The organism is Pseudomonas sp. FH1, assembly GCF_000510895.2.
Classification (GTDB): domain Bacteria; phylum Pseudomonadota; class Gammaproteobacteria; order Pseudomonadales; family Pseudomonadaceae; genus Aquipseudomonas; species Aquipseudomonas azotoformans_A.
Genome location: NZ_AOHM01000064.1, coordinates 13,612 through 31,397 on the forward strand (window position 1 = coordinate 13,612; position 17,786 = coordinate 31,397).

General features: G+C 61.2%; 15 protein-coding genes. 8 read left to right on the top strand and 7 right to left on the bottom strand.

Annotated features, from left to right (window positions below; all coding sequences use genetic code 11):
- Positions 1–3 precede the first annotated feature (3 nt).
- From H096_RS20430 to H096_RS20440, 3 genes are read left to right on the top strand one after another with little or no spacing between them, the layout of a single operon-like run.
- The gene (locus H096_RS20430) at positions 4–918 is read left to right on the top strand and encodes a cysteine synthase family protein (RefSeq protein WP_025999978.1); all 915 of its coding nucleotides are present in this window, start codon (positions 4–6) and stop codon (positions 916–918) included.
- A 37-nt stretch (positions 919–955) separates the two neighbouring features.
- Positions 956–1,948 carry a serine O-acetyltransferase gene (locus H096_RS20435; protein ID WP_033901211.1) on the top strand — a complete coding sequence of 331 codons (993 nt, stop codon included), beginning with the start codon at positions 956–958 and terminating at the stop codon, positions 1,946–1,948.
- A gap of 2 nt (positions 1,949–1,950) precedes the next feature.
- Positions 1,951–2,679, top strand: coding sequence for an alanyl-tRNA editing protein (locus H096_RS20440; protein ID WP_033901212.1), 729 nt, complete (start codon positions 1,951–1,953; stop codon positions 2,677–2,679).
- A gap of 47 nt (positions 2,680–2,726) precedes the next feature.
- On the opposite strand, the gene prpD is transcribed toward H096_RS20440, so the two are convergent.
- The 6 genes from prpD to H096_RS20470 all read right to left on the bottom strand — a co-directional run bounded on the left by prpD (position 2,727) and on the right by H096_RS20470 (position 11,050).
- A complete protein-coding gene (gene prpD / locus H096_RS20445; RefSeq protein WP_033901213.1) occupies positions 2,727–4,211 on the bottom strand; it encodes a 2-methylcitrate dehydratase in 1,485 nt (494 codons plus the stop codon).
- Positions 4,212–4,286: 75 nt separating this feature from the next.
- Positions 4,287–5,477: a 2-methylaconitate cis-trans isomerase PrpF gene (gene prpF, locus H096_RS20450; RefSeq protein WP_033901214.1), complete on the bottom strand. Its 1,191-nt coding sequence runs from the start codon at positions 5,475–5,477 to the stop codon at positions 4,287–4,289.
- 9 nt (positions 5,478–5,486) lie between these two features.
- Complete coding sequence (gene acnD, locus H096_RS20455) at positions 5,487–8,081, bottom strand: Fe/S-dependent 2-methylisocitrate dehydratase AcnD (RefSeq protein WP_033901215.1); 2,595 nt, start codon at positions 8,079–8,081, stop codon at positions 5,487–5,489.
- 197 nt (positions 8,082–8,278) lie between these two features.
- Positions 8,279–9,406 (bottom strand): 2-methylcitrate synthase, encoded by a 1,128-nt coding sequence (prpC, locus tag H096_RS20460; protein ID WP_033901216.1) that lies wholly within the window; start codon positions 9,404–9,406, stop codon positions 8,279–8,281.
- Positions 9,407–9,446: 40 nt separating this feature from the next.
- Positions 9,447–10,340, bottom strand: coding sequence for a methylisocitrate lyase (prpB, locus tag H096_RS20465; RefSeq protein WP_016979248.1), 894 nt, complete (start codon positions 10,338–10,340; stop codon positions 9,447–9,449).
- Positions 10,340–11,050: a GntR family transcriptional regulator gene (locus tag H096_RS20470; protein WP_033901217.1), complete on the bottom strand. Its 711-nt coding sequence runs from the start codon at positions 11,048–11,050 to the stop codon at positions 10,340–10,342. Before H096_RS20470 ends, prpB begins: the two co-directional genes overlap by 1 nt.
- 272 nt (positions 11,051–11,322) lie before the next feature.
- On the opposite strand from H096_RS20470, the gene H096_RS20475 reads away from it, so the two are divergent.
- The 4 genes from H096_RS20475 (at position 11,323) to pabB (ending at position 15,908) form a co-directional block, all read left to right on the top strand.
- Positions 11,323–11,859, top strand: coding sequence for an ATP-dependent zinc protease (locus H096_RS20475; protein ID WP_033901218.1), 537 nt, complete (start codon positions 11,323–11,325; stop codon positions 11,857–11,859).
- 5 nt (positions 11,860–11,864) lie between these two features.
- The gene (locus H096_RS20480) at positions 11,865–13,400 is read left to right on the top strand and encodes an inactive transglutaminase family protein (protein WP_033901219.1); all 1,536 of its coding nucleotides are present in this window, start codon (positions 11,865–11,867) and stop codon (positions 13,398–13,400) included.
- Positions 13,400–14,386 carry an alpha-L-glutamate ligase-like protein gene (locus tag H096_RS20485; protein ID WP_033901220.1) on the top strand — a complete coding sequence of 329 codons (987 nt, stop codon included), beginning with the start codon at positions 13,400–13,402 and terminating at the stop codon, positions 14,384–14,386. The genes H096_RS20480 and H096_RS20485 overlap by 1 nt, the downstream gene beginning before the upstream one ends.
- Before the next feature lie 178 nt (positions 14,387–14,564).
- Positions 14,565–15,908, top strand: a complete 1,344-nt coding sequence (gene pabB, locus H096_RS20490) for an aminodeoxychorismate synthase component I (RefSeq protein ID WP_033901221.1) — start codon at positions 14,565–14,567, stop codon at positions 15,906–15,908.
- Between the two features lie 62 nt (positions 15,909–15,970).
- Here the strand turns inward: pabB and thrH are convergent, their stop codons facing one another.
- Positions 15,971–16,588 carry a bifunctional phosphoserine phosphatase/homoserine phosphotransferase ThrH gene (thrH, locus tag H096_RS20495; RefSeq protein ID WP_016979242.1) on the bottom strand — a complete coding sequence of 206 codons (618 nt, stop codon included), beginning with the start codon at positions 16,586–16,588 and terminating at the stop codon, positions 15,971–15,973.
- 153 nt (positions 16,589–16,741) lie between these two features.
- On the opposite strand from thrH, the gene H096_RS20500 reads away from it, so the two are divergent.
- The gene (locus H096_RS20500) at positions 16,742–17,476 is read left to right on the top strand and encodes a phosphoadenylyl-sulfate reductase (protein WP_003214958.1); all 735 of its coding nucleotides are present in this window, start codon (positions 16,742–16,744) and stop codon (positions 17,474–17,476) included.
- Positions 17,477–17,786: the final 310 nt, after the last annotated feature.

Here is a 17,786-nt window from a genome sequence, read left to right on the forward strand (position 1 = left end):
ATGATGTTGCATAACTCCATCCTCGACGTGATCGGCCAAACGCCGATCGTGCGCCTGGCGCAGTTTTCCGAAGACCTCGGTATCGAGGTCTACGCCAAGCTCGAATCCCTCAACCCCGGCGGCAGCCACAAGGCGCGTATCGCCCTGGGCATGATCCTCGACGCCGAGCGCCGGGGCGTGCTGATCCGTGATTCCGGACAAACCATCATCGAACCCAGCGGCGGCAACACCGGCATCGGCCTGGTGATGGCCGGCAATGTGCTGGGCTACAAAGTGGTGCTGGTGATCCCCGACAACTACAGCCCCGAAAAACAGAAGCTGCTGCGTTTATATGGGGCCAAGGTGGTGCTGTCGGACAGCCGCCTGGGCAACAATTCCCACGGCGAAAAGTGCATGGAACTGCAGTTGGAAAACCCCAGCTACGTGATGCTCAACCAGCAGCGCAACGGCGCCAACCCGCAGACTCATCGCGACACCACCGCACCAGAAATCCTGCGAGCCTTCGGTGAGCTGCGCGCCGACTACTTTGTCAGCGGCATCGGCACCGGAGGGCATATCACCGGCATCGGTGAAACTCTCAAAGCCGCTTGGCCGCAGCTGCGCGTCATGGGCGTGGAACCGGAAGAATGCGACCTGCTGAAAAACCAGCACGCACCGCATCACATCCAGGGCCTGTCGATCGGCCTGATCCCGAGCATTCTCAACCTGGACGTGATCGACGGCATGCTCAAGGTCTCGCGCCAGGACTGCATCGACATGATGAAACGCATCATGCGCACCGACGCTATCAGCCTGGGCCTGTCGTCCGCCGCCAACATGGTGGCCATCGCCAAGCTCGCCCCCGAACTACCGCCCGAAACGGTGGTGCTGACCATGGTCTACGACAATGCCGACAGCTACCTGCCCAGTTTCGAATAAACGGGTTTCCAGCCAACCAGAATACGGGGGTGCCTCCATGGGCGGTTTTATCGACATGCAACAGTTGCACGATGAGTTGCTCACCCACCTCATCAAGACCCTCACGCCCGCCCAGCTGAAACAGCTGGAACCGCACCTGGCCACGCTGATCCAGAATGCGGCGCAGGCGGTGGCCGAGGACCTGATCGCCTACGCTTACCGTGATCCGGCCTCACGTGGGCGCGGCGAGTTGATCCTGGAATCCTACGCTTCGTTCAAGGCGGTGCTGTATTACCGCCTGGCACACCTGGTATGGCATTTCCCGGACCAGACCAACGGCGTGTTCTCGCGCATTGCCCTCAAGCTGAGCAACCAGGGCAAGGTGCTTTCCGGTGCAGAGATTCACCCCGCCGCACGCATCGGCCGACGCTTCGTGCTGGACCACGGCTACGGCACGGTGATCGGCGAAACCTGCGAAATCGGCAACGACTGCTACATCCTCTGCGGCGTGACCTTGGGCGCCCGTGGCATCGCCAACAACCCCGATGGCAAGCGCCATCCACGCCTGGGCAATAACGTCGAGGTCGGGTCCGGGGCCCGCGTGCTGGGCTATGTGCTGATTGGCGATAACGTGTTTATCAGCCCGTCCTGCGTCATCACCCAGGACGTTCCCGCCGGCACCAAGGTCAAGGTGGTGAACCAGATCCAGCTGCAAAAAAACGATGAATCGGACCACAGCAACTACCTCGGCGCCTTTGCCCTGGATGAGCGATTGCACGTGGTGGGCGAGATCAACGCCAGCCATAAAGTGACCGTGCTGGACGCCGATTTCCATCCCTTGCCAGGGCTGATGCTGGAGCCCACGGTCAAGGAGCGCCACCACCTGCAATTTCGCTTGCATCGCGTCGAGTCGGGCAGCCATTTGCCACGCTTGCCGCTTAACCTGAAAGTCTGCGGCCCGGAATTTGAAATCACCCTGCTCTCGCCCCCTGGTTTGAGTGCAATGGTGCGTTCCCTGCTGCAAGCCAGCCCACTGATCGTCGGAGGTTGAACATGTCCGTGCACACCATGGAAACCCTGGCGCTGTTCGACAGCGCGCCCTACCAGAACGCCTTCAGCGCCCGGGTGATTGCCGTCAGCGAACACGGCATCGCCCTGGAGCACACCTTGTTCTACCCCACGGGCGGCGGACAGCCCGGCGACACGGGGCACCTCACACTCGCGGACGGTACGCGGGTCGACGTGACCGGCACGGTGCGCGACCCGGTGCTGCGCTCGATCATCTGGCATCAGGTGGAACACTGCCCCGCGCAGCTGACGGCTGGGGTACAGGTGGATGCAGGCCTCGACTGGGAGCGGCGCTACCAGCACATGAAAATGCACACCTGCCTGCACCTGCTGTGTTCGATCATCGATGCGCCGGTCACCGGATGCAGCATCAGTGCGGACAAGGGCCGGCTGGATTTCGACCTGCCCGAAATGACCCTCGACAAAGACAGCATCACCCGCGACCTCAATGCGCTGATCAAACAGGCTCACCCGGTGAAAACCCTGTCGATGCCGGCTACGGAGTATGCAACGTTGCTGCAGATCACCCGCACACAGGCCGTGGCGCCACCCGTGATTCAAGGCTCGGTCAGGGTGATTGAAATCGCTGGCATTGATATCCAGCCGTGTGGGGGCACCCATGTGATCAACACCGAAGAAATCGGCCGGGTGTTTTGCGAGAAGATCGAGAAGAAGAGCAAACATAACCGCAGGGTGATCCTGCGATTCGAGTGAAGGCGATCCAATGTGGGAGCTGGCTCCCACATTGACCGCGTCGTCTGCTAGATCACGAACAGGTCCACAAACCGGTTGACCGGTGTGGCTTCAAGCCGTGCCTGATCCTTGCACAGCGCAAAAATCTCGGCACTGCGCTGTCCGGTAAACCGTGTGGCCAGGTTGGCCTTGAACTTGTCTTCCAGCAACGGAATGCCCTCCACACGGCGCCGGCGATGGCCAATCGGGTACTCCACCGCCACCTGCTCGGTGCTGCTGCCATCCTTGAAGAACACCTGCACCGCATTGGCGATGGAGCGTTTGTCGGCCTCCAGGTATTCGCGGCTGTAGCGTGGGTCTTCGACGATGACCATTTTGTCGCGCAACTGATCGATGATCGGGTGGGCGGCGTGGAATTCATCTTCGTACTGCTCGGCCACCAGATTGCCGAATGCCAACGGCACGGCGGTCATGTATTGCAGGCAATGGTCGCGATCGGCAGCGTTGGCCAATTGGCCGACTTTGGAAATGATGCGGATCGCGGATTCATGGGTAGTGATTACGATGCGCTCGATTTCCTGCAGGCGATCTTTCACCCAGGGGTGCAAGGTCACCGCTGCTTCACAGGCCGTTTGCGCATGGAACTCGGCCGGGAAGCTGATCTTGAACAGCACGTTTTCCATCACATAGGTGCCGTAGGGCTGGGACAGGCTGAACGCGCGCTTGTCCTCCGGCTTGAGCGCCAGGTCCTTGTTGGTGTGGCTGAACAGCACATCGTAGAAACCCCACTGCGGCGCACTCAAGACACCCGGAATGCCCATCTCGCCACGCAAGGCGATGTCCGCCAGGCGCACGCCCCGACTCGATGCATCCCCCGCCGCCCAGGATTTGCGCGAACCGGCATTCGGTGCATGCCGGTAAGTGCGCAACGCCTGCCCATCGACAAACGCATGGGACAGCGCCGCCAGCAACTGCTCACGGTTGGCACCCATTAGCTTGGCGGTGACCGCCGTGGAGGCGACTTTGACCAGCAGCACATGGTCGAGCCCTACCCGATTGAAGGAGTTTTCCAGGGCAATCACGCCCTGGATTTCGTGGGCCATGATCATCGCTTCCAACACCGCGCGCACGGTCAACGGCGCATCGCCATTGGCCACGCGTTTCTGCGACAGGTGATCGGCCACGGCGAGGATGCCGCCGAGATTGTCCGAAGGGTGGCCCCATTCGGCGGCGAGCCAGGTGTCGTTGTAGTCCAGCCAACGCACGATGCAACCGATGTCCCACGCGGCCTTGACCGGATCCAAACGAAACGACGTGCCCGGCACCCGCGCGCCAAACGGCACCACCGTGCCCTCGACAATCGGCCCCAGGTGCTTGGTGCACTCGGGAAAGCGCAGGGCCAGTAGGCCACAGCCCAAGGTGTCCATCAGGCAGTTGCGGGCGGTGTCCAACGCATCCCGGGAGTCGATCCGGTAGTTGAGGACATAATCAGCAATGTCCTGCAGGACCTGATCGTAGTCCGGGCGGTTGTTCTGGTCGACGTTGGCGCTCATGGCAGTACTCCAAAAAGGGGTTGGGGTCAGTCCTCGGGCTCACGGTTGTCGGGGGCAGATCTTGACTGTCTGCCTTTAAAAGGAATCACCTGGCACGCGCACGAAACCCTCCATCAGCACCCGTGCACTGCGGCTCATGATGGCTTTTTTCACCACCCATTCGCCGTCGACCTGGCTGGCTTCAGCGCCGACGCGCAAGGTGCCGGACGGATGACCGAACCGCACCGCATTGCGCTCCACGCCACCCGCCGCCAGGTTGACCAAGGTCCCGGAAATCGCCGCCGCCGTGCCAATCGCCACCGCGGCGGTGCCCATCATCGCGTGGTGCAACTTGCCCATGGACAGTGCGCGCACCAGCAGGTCCACATCACCGGCCTTGATCGCCTTGCCACTCGACGCCACGTAGTCCAAAGGCTTGGCCACAAACGCCACCTTCGGCGTGTGCTGGCGCTGGGCGGCTTCGTCCAGGTGCTTGATCAGGCCCATGCGCAACGCGCCATAGGCCCGTACGGTTTCAAACATGGCCAGGGCTTTCGGATCGCTGTTGATCGCGCCTTGCAGCTCGGTGCCGGTGTAGCCGAGGTCTTCGGCGTTGATGAAGATCGTCGGGATGCCGGCGTTGATCAGTGTGGCCTTGAAGGTGCCGACGCCGGGCACTTCCAGGTCGTCGACCAGATTGCCGGTGGGGAACATCGATCCACCGCCGCCCTCTTCTTCCGCCGCCGGGTCCATGAACTCCAACTGCACTTCGGCGGCCGGGAAGGTCACGCCGTCCAGTTCAAAATCACCGGTTTCCTGCACCGCACCGTCGGTGATGGGCACGTGGGCGATGATGGTCTTGCCGATATTGGCCTGCCACACGCGCACCACGGCCACGCCGTTGTGCGGGACGCGGGCCGGGTCGATCAGGCCGGCGCTGATGGCAAAGGAACCGACCGCCGCCGACAGGTTGCCGCAGTTGCCACTCCAATCCACGAACGGCTTGTCGATGGAAACCTGGCCAAACAGGTAGTCCACGTCATGCTCGGCGCGGGTACTTTTGGCCAGGATCACCGTCTTGCTCGTGCTGGAGGTGGCGCCACCCATGCCATCGATTTGTTTGTCGTAGGGATCGGGACTGCCGATCACCCGCAACAGCAAGGCATCGCGTGCGGCGCCCGGCACCTGCGCCGACTGGGGCAGGTCCTTGAGGCTGAAAAACACGCCTTTGCTGGTGCCGCCACGCATGTAGGTGGCGGGGATCTTGATTTGCGCTACGTGTGCCATGGTGCCCCCTCAGGCCGTCGCCGCCGATTCCAGGAAGTCCTGAGCAAAACGTTGCAACACGCCGCCCGCCTCGTAGATCGACACTTCTTCGGCGGTGTCCAGGCGGCAGGTCACCGGCACTTCGACACGTTCGCCATTCTTGCGGTTGATCACCAGCGTCAACTGCGCACGCGGAGTGCGTGCGCCGACCACGTCATAGGTTTCGCTGCCATCGATCTTCAGGGTGTTGCGGTCGGTGCCCGGCAGGAACTCCAGCGGCAACACGCCCATGCCCACCAGGTTGGTGCGGTGGATGCGCTCAAAACCTTCAGCGGCAATCGCTTCAACACCGGCCAGGCGCACGCCCTTGGCCGCCCAGTCGCGGGACGAGCCCTGGCCGTAGTCGGCACCGGCAATAATGATCAGCGGCTGCTTGCGCTCCATGTAGGTCTCGATGGCTTCCCACATCCGCGTGACCTGGCCTTCCGGCTCGATCCGCGCCAGGGAACCTTGCTTGACCTTGCCGTTTTCAATCACCATTTCGTTGAACAGTTTCGGGTTGGCAAAGGTCGCGCGCTGCGCCGTCAAGTGGTCGCCACGGTGAGTCGCGTAGGAGTTGAAGTCCACCTCCGGCAGACCCATTTTCGCCAGGTATTCGCCAGCGGCGCTGTCGAGCATGATCGCGTTGGACGGTGACAGATGGTCGGTGGTGATGTTGTCCGGCAGCACCGCCAGCGGGCGCATGCCCTTGAGCGGCCGCGCCCCGGCCAGCGCCCCTTCCCAGTACGGCGGACGGCGGATATAGGTGCTTTGGGGGCGCCAGTCATACAGCGGTGCGACTTTCGGGCCGGTGTCTTCGTGGATGGCGAACATCGGGATATACACCGCGCGGAACTGCTCCGGCTTGACCGAGGCCTTGACCACCGCGTCGATCTCTTCGTCGCTCGGCCAGATGTCCTGCAGGCGGATTTCCTTGCCGTTGGCGTCGAGGCCGAGCACGTCTTTTTCGATGTCGAAACGGATGGTGCCGGCAATCGCGTAGGCCACTACCAGCGGCGGCGACGCCAGAAACGCTTGCTTGGCGTACGGGTGGATACGCCCGTCGAAGTTGCGGTTGCCCGACAGCACGGCGGTGGCGTACAGGTCGCGGTCGATGATTTCCTGCTGGATCACCGGGTCGAGCGCCCCGGACATGCCGTTGCAAGTGGTGCAGGCAAATGCCACCACGCCAAAGCCGAGTTTTTCCAACTCATGGCCCAGGCCCGCTTCCTCCAGGTACATGGCCACGGTTTTCGAGCCGGGCGCCAGGGAGGATTTGACCCAAGGTTTACGCGTCAGCCCCAGTTGGTTGGCATTGCGTGCGAGCAGGCCTGCGGCAATCACGTTGCGTGGGTTACTGGTGTTGGTGCAACTGGTGATGGCCGCGATGATCACCGCGCCGTCGGGCATTTGCCCCGGCACTTCGTCCCACTGGCCGGAGATGCCCTTGGACGCCAGGTCGCTGGTGGCAACGCGGGCATGCGGGTTGCTCGGCCCGGCCATGTTGCGCACGACGCTGGACAGGTCGAAGGTGAGGCCGCGCTCGTATCGCGCGCCTTTGAGGTCATCTGCCCACAGGCCGGTGTGGCGGGCATATTGCTCCACCAGGGTGACTTGTTCGTCTTCACGGCCGGTGAGTTTCAGGTAAGCGATAGTTTGCTGGTCGATATAGAACATCGCCGCCGTAGCGCCGTATTCCGGGGCCATGTTGGAGATGGTTGCACGGTCGCCGAGGGTCAGTGCCGAAGCGCCTTCGCCGAAGAACTCCAGCCAGGCGCCGACCACTTTCTGTTTACGCAGGAACTCAGTCAGCGCCAGCACCATGTCGGTGGCAGTAATACCTGGCAGCAGCTTGCCGGTGAGTTCCACGCCGACGCTTTCCGGCAGGCGCATCCAGGAGGCGCGGCCGAGCATTACGCTCTCGGCTTCCAGGCCGCCGACGCCAATGGCGATCACGCCCAGGGCGTCCACGTGCGGGGTGTGACTGTCAGTACCAACGCAGGTGTCCGGGAACGCCACGCCGTCGCGCACCTGGATCACCGGGGACATTTTCTCCAGGTTGATCTGGTGCATGATGCCGTTGCCCGGCGGGATCACGTCAACGTTCTTGAAAGCCTTTTTGGTCCACTCGATAAAGTGGAAACGGTCTTCATTGCGACGGTCTTCGATGGCACGGTTTTTCTCGAACGCGTCCGGGTCGAAACCACCGGCTTCGACGGCCAGGGAGTGATCGACGATCAGTTGGGTCGGCACCACCGGGTTCACCTGGGCCGGGTCGCCGCCTTGCTGGGCGATGGCATCACGCAGGCCGGCGAGGTCGACCAGCGCGGTCTGGCCGAGAATGTCATGGCACACCACACGCGCCGGGAACCACGGGAAATCGAGGTCGCTCTTGCGTTCGATCAGTTGGCTCAGGGACGCGTTGAGGGTGGCCGGGTCGCAGCGACGCACCAGGTTTTCCGCGAGCACGCGGGAGGTGTAAGGCAAGGTGGCGTAGGCGCCGGGGGTGATTGCTTCAACTGCCGCGCGGGCGTCGAAGTAATCCAGGCGGCTGCCGGGGAGCGGTTTGCGAAATTCAGTGTTCATCGTCAGGACTCGGTCACGGTGGTTGCAAAAGGAGCCCACGGATCCTGGGAGAGAATGCGATCAAAAGGTGGGAGCGGGCTTGCTCGCGAAGGCGGTTTAACCGTCGTCAGGTGTGTTGAATGACACACCGCTTTCGCGAGCAAGCCCGCTCCCACATTTCTGATCCGGTTTCACCCCGGGATCAGCGGTTTCTCCATTCAGCGACGTTCGATTGGCACGAACTTGCGCTGTTCTACGCCGGTGTATTCGGCGCTTGGACGGATGATGCGGTTGTTGGCGCGCTGCTCAAATACATGCGCGGCCCAGCCAGTCAGGCGCGAGCACACGAAGATCGGCGTGAACAGCTTGGTCGGGATGCCCATGAAGTGGTACGCCGAGGCATGGTAGAAGTCGGCGTTGGGGAACAGTTTCTTCTGCTCCCACATGGTCTTGTCGATGGCTTCGGAGACCGGGAACAGCACCGTGTCGCCTACTTCATCAGCGAGTTTTTTCGACCAGCCCTTGATCACTTCATTACGCGGGTCGCTGTCTTTGTAGATCGCGTGGCCGAAGCCCATGATCTTGTCTTTGCGCGCCAGCATGCCGAGGGTACCTTCGACCGCTTCTTCAGCGGACGAGAAGCGCTCGATCATCTCCATAGCTGCTTCGTTGGCACCGCCATGCAACGGGCCGCGCAAGGAGCCGATGGCGGCGGTGACGCAGGAATACAGGTCGGACAGGGTCGAAGCACACACCCGCGCCGTGAAGGTCGAGGCGTTGAATTCGTGTTCCGCGTAGAGGATCAACGAAACGTTCATGACCTTGACGTGCAACTCGCTCGGCTTCTTGCCATGCAGCAAATGCAGGAAGTGGCCACCGATGGAAGGCTCGTCGGTCACGCAATCGATGCGCTTGCCGTCGTGGCTGAAGCGATACCAGTAGCACATGATCGCCGGGAAGGCGGCCAGCAGGCGGTCGGTGACGTCGCGTTGCACGCTGAAGTCTTGCTCGGGCTCGATATTGCCCAGGAACGAGCAACCAGTGCGCATCACGTCCATCGGGTGGGCGTCGGCGGGGATGCGTTCCAGCACTTCTTTCAGCGCTTGCGGCAGGTCGCGCAGCTTGCTCAGCTTGGCGCTGTAGGCAGCCAGTTCGGTCTTGGTCGGCAATTCGCCGTACAGCAGCAGGTAGGCGACTTCTTCAAACTGCGCATCGGCGGCCAGTTCGCGCACGTCATAGCCGCGATAGGTCAGGCCGGCGCCTGCTTGGCCCACGGTGGACAATGCGGTCTGCCCGGCCACCTGGCCACGCAGGCCGGCACCACTCAGTACTTTTGCTTCAGCCATGTCGGTTCTCCAATCTTGAATTTATTAGGGAGGCTGTTCTTTACTTCTTGGCTGCGAACAGCGCGTCGAGCTTCTGCTCGAAGGTGTGGTAGTCGATGCGATCGTAGAGCTCCATGCGGGTTTGCATGGTGTCGATCACGTTCTGTTGGGTGCCGTCGCGACGGATCGCGGTGTAGACGTTTTCGGCGGCCTTGTTCATGGCGCGGAAGGCCGAGAGCGGGTACAGCACGATGGAAACATCGGCCGATTTCAATTGTTCGGTGGTGTACAGCGGCGTGGCGCCGAACTCGGTGATGTTGGCCAGGATCGGGGCCTTCACACGGGAGGCGAACAGCTTGTACATCTCAAGTTCGGTGATGGCTTCCGGGAACACCATGTCGGCGCCGGCTTCGATGCAGGCGGCGGCACGTTCCAGGGCGGACTCCAGACCTTCCACCGCCAGGGCATCAGTGCGCGCCATGATCACGAAGCTGTCATCGGTGCGCGCATCCACGGCGGCCTTGATGCGGTCGACCATTTCCTGCTGGGACACGATTTCCTTGTTCGGACGGTGACCGCAGCGCTTGGCGCCGACCTGGTCTTCGATATGGATCGCCGCCGCGCCGAACTTGATCATCGACTTGACCGTGCGCGCCACGTTGAACGCCGAGGAGCCGAAACCGGTGTCCACATCCACCAGCAGCGGCAGGTCGCAGACATCAGTGATGCGGCGCACGTCAGTCAGCACGTCATCCAGTCCAGTAATCCCCAGGTCCGGCACGCCGAGGGAACCGGCAGCCACACCGCCGCCAGACAGGTAGATCGCCTTGAAACCGGCGCGCTTGGCCAGCAACGCGTGGTTGGCATTGATCGCACCGACCACCTGCAAAGGCTGCTCGCTGGCGACCGCGTCACGGAAACGCTGGCCGGGAGTCGTCTTATTATTGGAACTCATCATTCACCTCGTGATTGGGCAGCGCCGTCGGGGAAGTGACGGGCAATGTTGCGTTTGGATGCGCCGATATGCCGGCGCATCAACAGTTCGGCCAGTTCACCGTCGCGATCGGCAATCGCGTCAAGGATGCGGTGGTGCTCGGCAAAGGCCTGGCGTGGACGATTGGGGGTGGCGGAGAACTGGATGCGGTACATGCGCACCAACTGGTACAGCTCGCCGCAGAGCATTTGGGTCAGGGTGCGGTTGCCGGCGCCTTGAATGATCCGGTAATGAAAATCGAAGTCGCCCTCCTGCTGGTAATAACCCAGGCCGGCCTGGAAGGCTTCGTCGCGTTCATGGGTGTGCAACACCTGGCGCAGCTCTTCGATTTCCGCGTCGGTCATGCGCTCGGCGGCCAGGCGACAGGCCATGCCTTCGAGGGACTCACGGATTTCATAGAGCTCGATCAGCTCGGCATGGCTCAACGAAACCACGCGCGCGCCGACATGCGGCACGCGCACCAGCAGGCGCTGGCCTTCCAGGCGGTGGATCGCCTCGCGCAGCGGGCCACGGCTGATGCCATAGGTGCGCGCCAGTTCCGGCTCGGAGATCTTGCTGCCGGGGGCGATCTCGCCCTTGACGATGGCGGCCTGGATACGCCGGAAGACGTTCTCGGACATGGTCTGGGAATCGTCTTGCGCCACCACTGGGGATTCCAGCTGATCCAGCATATTGTCGACACCTTTAAAAGCAATGCCGCAAAAACTAGCCAATCAGCCCTGGATAGTCAAAGAATAAATACACATTGTCGACAATCGTCTAATAACCGCTGCTGCACCCTTGCAGGGCATGGCCGCCTGCCAGCGCTGGCGCCAAAAAAGCATCATGTTAGAATGCCCGGCACTTTTGCCTGACATCGCGAGATGAAACGGCGCACGAGGGAGCTTGCGCAGTAATGCCAGTCGCCTTGAATTGAACATCGCACTGCACCGCCTCGGGATTTATGAGACTCAAGCCCTTCCTTCTATTGATTTTCCTGTTATCCGCACCGGGCCTTGGCGTCGCCGCCGAGAAGACCGTGTACGGCCTCAACGAATACGCCCAATTGGCCGGGATCGACCTGGAAGTCGCCGCCAAACTGGACACCGGTGCCAAGACCGCCTCCCTCAGTGCCCGTGATATCAAGCGCTTCAAGCGCAACGGCGAATCCTGGGTGCGCTTCTACCTGGCCATCGACACCGCCCATTCCCATCCCATCGAACGCCCCCTGGCCCGCGTCAGCAAGATCAAGCGCCGCGCCGGTGACTACGACCCCGATGAGGACAAGAACTACACCGCCCGTCCGGTGATTGCCCTGGATATCTGCATGGGCACCGCTTTACGCAGCATCGAAGTGAACTTGACTGACCGTAGCGCATTCCAATACCCGCTGCTGATCGGCTCCGAAGCGCTTAAACGCTTTGATGCGCTGGTCGACCCCAGTCTTAAATACGCAGCAGGCAAACCCGCCTGCGCCGCCGACGCTCATACCGCCGAGTAAACCGAATGCGCTCTCTGACCCTGCACCTGAAAATCCTGATCGCCATCCTGGTGGTGCTGGGTATTTCGGTCACCGCCTACCAGATCTTCGTGCTGGGGATCCCCGTCACCGAGGACGCCACCGACGACTTGTGGAACATCGACGCCAAGGTCGAGTTCGTCGCCAACCCGAAAGACCCGGTGAAGATCCAGATGTTCGTGCCGCCCTTGAGCCGCGACTTCGTCAGCCTTAACGAGAGCTTTATTTCTAACAACTACGGCGTGAGCGTCAACCGCACCGATGGCAACCGCAAGGTGACCTGGTCGGCACGCCGCGCCAAAGGCAACCAGACCCTGTATTACCGCCTGGTCCTCACCAAGCGTTACAGCGGTGAAAAGGTCAAGGTCAAGGGCCCGACCTTCCGCGACAGCATTGCCGTGGAAGGCCCGGAGAAAATCGCCGCCGAAGCGCTGTTAGCGCCGATCCGCCAGCACTCGGCCGACGTCGAGACCTTTATCAGCGAAGCCATCAAGCGCACCAACAACCTCAATGACGACAATGTGAAGCTGCTGCTGGCGGGTGATCCGTCCACGCCGCACAAGGCCAAGATCGTCGAATTGCTGCTGTCCATCGCCCATGTGCCGGTGGAGAAGGTCCACACCATCCGCCTGGTGGCCGACCAGCCGCAAACCCCGGAACTGTGGCTGCGCAGTTTCAACGGCAATGATTGGTTGTACTTCAACCCTGAAACCGGCGAACAAGGTTTGCCCACCGACCGCCTGCTGTGGTGGACCGGTGATGAAAACCTGATCACCGTCGATGGCGGCAAGAAGGCCATGGTGACCTTCAGCCTGAACAACAGCGAAATGAACGCGATTCGCCTGGCCAAGCTGACGGACGAGAACACCGACGCCAACTTCCTCGAATACTCGCTGTACGGCCTGCCGCTGCAAACCCAGCAGACCTTCATGATCATGGTGATGATCCCGATTGGCGTGCTGGTGATTCTGATCCTGCGCAACCTGATCGGCCTGCAGACCCTGGGCACGTTCACGCCGGTGCTGATCGCCCTGGCGTTCCGCGAGACGCAACTGGGCTTCGGGATTGTGCTGTTCACGATTATCACGGCGCTGGGGCTGTCCCTCAGGTCGTACCTGGAACACTTGAAATTGCAGATGCTGCCGAGGCTGTCGGTGGTGCTCACCTTCGTGGTAGTGCTGATCGCGGCCATCAGCCTGTTCAGCCATAAGCTGGGGCTGGAGCGTGGGTTGTCGGTGGCGCTGTTCCCGATGGTGATCTTGACCATGACCATCGAACGCCTGTCGATCACTTGGGAAGAGCGCGGCGCCAACCATGCGCTGAAAGTGGCGATTGGTACGCTGTTCGCCGCATCGCTTGCGCACATCATCATGAGCGTGCCGGAGCTGATCTACTTCGTGTTCACCTTCCCGGCGATCCTGCTGATCCTGGTGGGCTTCATGCTGGCCATGGGTCGTTATCGCGGCTACCGCCTGACCGAGCTGGTGCGTTTCAAGGCTTTCCTCAAGAAGGCTGACCAGTAATGTTCGGCTTCTGGAAGACCTGGAAAGCCCTGGAAGCGCGGGGGATCATGGGCATCAACCGGCGTAATGCCGACTACGTGCTCAAGTACAACAAGCGCAGCCTGTACCCGATCGTGGATGACAAGATCATCACCAAAGAGCGCGCCCTGGCCGCCGGTATTCATGTGCCGGAGATGTACGGGGTGATTTCCACCGAGAAGGAAATCGACAAGCTCGACGACATCATCGGCGGGCGCAGCGACTTCGTGATCAAACCGGCCCAGGGCGCCGGCGGCGACGGCATCCTGGTGGTGGCGGACCGCTTTGAAGGGCGCTATCGCACGGTGTCCGGCAAGATCATTAGCCATGAAGAGATCGAGCATCAGATTTCCAGCATCCTCACCGGCCTGTATTCCCTGGGCGGCCACCGCGACCGTGCGTTGATCGAATACCGCGTAGTGCCTGACCAGATCTTCAAGAGCATCAGCTATGAAGGCGTGCCGGACATTCGCATCATCGTGTTGATGGGCTATCCGGTCATGGCCATGCTGCGCCTACCAACGCGCCAGTCGGGCGGCAAGGCCAACCTGCACCAGGGCGCCATCGGCGTGGGCGTGGACCTGGCGACCGGCCTGACCCTGCGTGGCACCTGGCTGAACAACATCATCACCAAACACCCCGATACCACCAACGCGGTGGACGGCGTGCAACTGCCCAACTGGGACGGTTTCATGAAGCTCGCGGCGGGCTGCTACGAGCTGTGCGGGCTGGGTTACATCGGCGTGGACATGGTGCTGGACCAAGAGAAAGGCCCGCTGATTCTTGAGTTGAATGCGCGGCCAGGGCTGAATATCCAGATTGCCAACGACTGCGGCCTGACCCTGCGAACGCATGCGGTGGAAGCACGGCTGGAAGCACTGAAAGCCGCTGGCGTGACGGAAACGCCGGAGGAGCGGGTGAAGTTTGTGCAGGAAATGTTTGGGCATATTCCGCCGGTTGAGGGCTAAACACTGTCCCCTGTGGGAGCGGGCTTGCTCGCGAATGCGGTGGATCAGTAATGAATGTATCAACTGACAGCCCGCATTCGCGAGCAAGCCCGCTCCCACATTTGAACCGCGCTCTAGGACCAAATTCTTCGGGGGGCTACAATCCCCCACCCCCACGCCAACGGCTGACCCACCTCGCATGTCGACCTGTTCCGTACACCCGTTGCCCTATCGGGCCAACCCCGCTGCGTATTTTGCGGCGATCCGCCATGCGCCTGGCGCGGTGCTGCTGGACAGCGGACGACCGGCAGCCGAGCGCGGGCGTTATGACCTGTTAAGCGCCTGGCCACAAGCGACATTGACGGTATCGCCCGACGAAAGCGGTGTTGATTTCCTGCAACGCTTGCGGGCAAATCTTACGCAGTTGGGCAAGGCGGATCTGCCTGCTGGCTATAAGCTGCCGTTTGCGGGTGGACTGATTGGTTACCTGAGCTATGACTTTGGTCGCCATCTTGAACACATGCCGCACCTTGCCGCAGACGATTTGCACCTGCCAGACGCGCGGTTCGGGTTGTATGCCTGGGCATTGATCAGTGACCACCAGGCGCAGACCAGCCAACTGGTGTTTCATCCGGCCCTGGCCGAGAGCGAACGGCAGCGCTTGATCACTCTGTTCGGCCAGCCGGTCGCCCACCACGCGGCGACCTTCAAGCTTGACGGCCCCATGGCTGCGGACCTCACCACCGAGGCCTATCGCCAGGCCATCGTGCGCATCCAGGACTACATCCAGGCCGGCGACTGCTACCAGGTCAACTTTGCCCAGCGCTTCCGCGCGTCGTGTGCGGGCGATCCCTGGGTTGCCTACTGCGCCCTGCGCGAAGCCTGCCCGACGCCATTCTCCGGGTTCCAGAGCCTGCCGGACGACGGCGCGGTGCTGAGCCTGTCGCCCGAGCGCTTCGTGCATATCAGCGAGCGCCGCGTCGAAACCCGGCCGATCAAAGGCACCCGCCCCCGCGGCCTGACACCCGAAGAAGACGCCGCCAACGCCGCCGAACTGCTGGCCAGTCCCAAGGACCGCGCCGAGAACCTGATGATCGTCGACCTGCTGCGCAACGACCTTGGCCGCACTTGCCGCACCGGCTCGGTGAGCGTGCCGGAGCTGTTCAGCCTGGAAAGCTACCCCAACGTGCACCACCTGGTGAGCAGCGTCATCGGCGAACTGGCCGATGGCAAAGACGCCCTCGACCTGATCGCCGGCAGCTTCCCAGGTGGTTCCATCACTGGCGCACCGAAGATCCGCGCGATGCAGATCATCGACGAACTGGAGCCGACGCGACGCGGGTTGTACTGCGGGTCGCTGGTGTATTTGGACGTGCGGGGCGAGATGGACAGCTCCATCGCCATTCGCAGTTTGCTGGTCAAGGATGGGCAGGTGTGCTGCTGGGGCGGCGGCGGAATTGTGGCGGATTCGCAGTGGGAGGCGGAGTATCAGGAGTCGCTGACCAAGGTGCGGGTGTTGTTGGAGACACTCGAAGGACTGTAATTGAGAGATCTACTGTGGCGAGCGGGCTCGCCACAGAAGGCATGGCCCCACACCAGTGTAATTTAGAGGCTCAACGCCCGATTCGACGCCTTGATGAACTCTTTCTTCAAGTCCTCAAAGGTATGCACCGCCGGGAACTGCGGGAACTCGCGGATCACGTTCTCCGGCGCATGGAACAGAATCCCACGGTCGGCTTCACCCAACATGGTGGTGTCGTTGTAGGAATCGCCGGCGGCGATCACCCGGTAGTAAAGGGTCTTGAAGGCCAATACCGACTGGCGCTTCGGGTCTTTCTGGCGCAGTTGGTAACTGACCACGCGATCGGTTTCGTCGGTGATCAGGCGGTGGCACAGCAAGGTCGGGAAACCCAGTTGGCGCATCAGCGGCTGGGAGAATTCATAGAAGGTGTCGGACAGGATCACCACCTGGAAGCGCTCGCGCAGCCAGTTGACGAACTCGATGGCGCCGTCCAGCGGCTTGAGGGTCGCGATGACTGCCTGGATGTCGGCGAGCTTGAGCCCGTGTTCGTCGAGGATGCGCAGGCGCTGCTTCATCAGCACGTCGTAGTCGGGAATGTCCCGGGTGGTGGCCCGCAGGGATTCAATACCGGTTTTTTCGGCGAAGGCGATCCAGATTTCCGGAACCAGCACCCCTTCCAGGTCGAGACAGGCAATTTCCACAAGACACTCCCATTGTTGATGTTGTCGGTTGAGCGAGCAAAAGGACTGCCGAACTCTAGCGATTCAAGCTCGCCGCCGCAACGCAGAGCGGATTTTGATACCATCGCTCCCCTATAGAGCGCTCAGCGCCACTGACCTGTAGGAACCGTCCTGATGAACCAAGCCTTCGACGTCGCTGAACTCGCCGCGACTTACGCCAACAAATCTGCCCAGGACATTCTCAAGCTGGCGTTCAGCCAGTTCGGTGATGACCTGTGGATTTCCTTCAGCGGCGCCGAGGACGTGGTGCTGGTGGACATGGCCTGGAAGCTGAACAAGAACGTCAAGGTGTTCAGCCTCGACACCGGCCGTCTGCACCCGGAGACCTACCGGTTCATCGAGCAGGTGCGCGAGTTCTACAAAATTGACATCGAGCTGATCTCGCCAGACCAGAGCAAGCTGGAACCCTTCGTCAAAGAAAAAGGCCTGTTCAGCTTCTATAAAGACGGCCATGGCGAATGCTGTGGTGTACGCAAGATCGAACCGCTTCGCCGCAAGCTCTCCGGCGTCAGCGCCTGGGCCACCGGCCAGCGCCGCGACCAGAGCCCCGGCACCCGAAGCCAGGTGGCGGCGCTGGAAATCGACACTGCCTTCTCCACCCCGGAACGCACCCTGTACAAGTTCAACCCGCTGGCGCAGATGACCAGTGAGGAAGTCTGGGGTTACATCCGCATGCTGGAGTTGCCGTACAACAGCCTGCATGAGCGCGGCTTTATCAGCATCGGCTGCGAGCCCTGCACCCGCCCCGTGCTGCCGAACCAGCACGAACGCGAAGGCCGTTGGTGGTGGGAAGAAGCCACACAGAAGGAATGTGGGCTGCACGCGGGGAATATCATCAGCAAGGCGTGACCCTCGACCTGTACACAAGAATGTCACCATTAGTGCCATTCTTGTGTGCACTTATAAAATTCCGCACCGAAAAGTTACATTCTTCCCCGCCTCACTCCCCTCGCTGTTTTGCACACTCTTCACCCAACAAAATAAATAGCTGTTCAAACGGTCAATTTATATCGCTTTGAATTCAGCCAGTTATTTCTTACACCTATAAAAACGAAATTACCTACAGCTTTCATAGATCAAAAACTGGCACGCAAGTGGCTTAAGGTGAAATGCGCTTTGTATACAATAAATACAAAACCTACATACACTTTGCCATCTG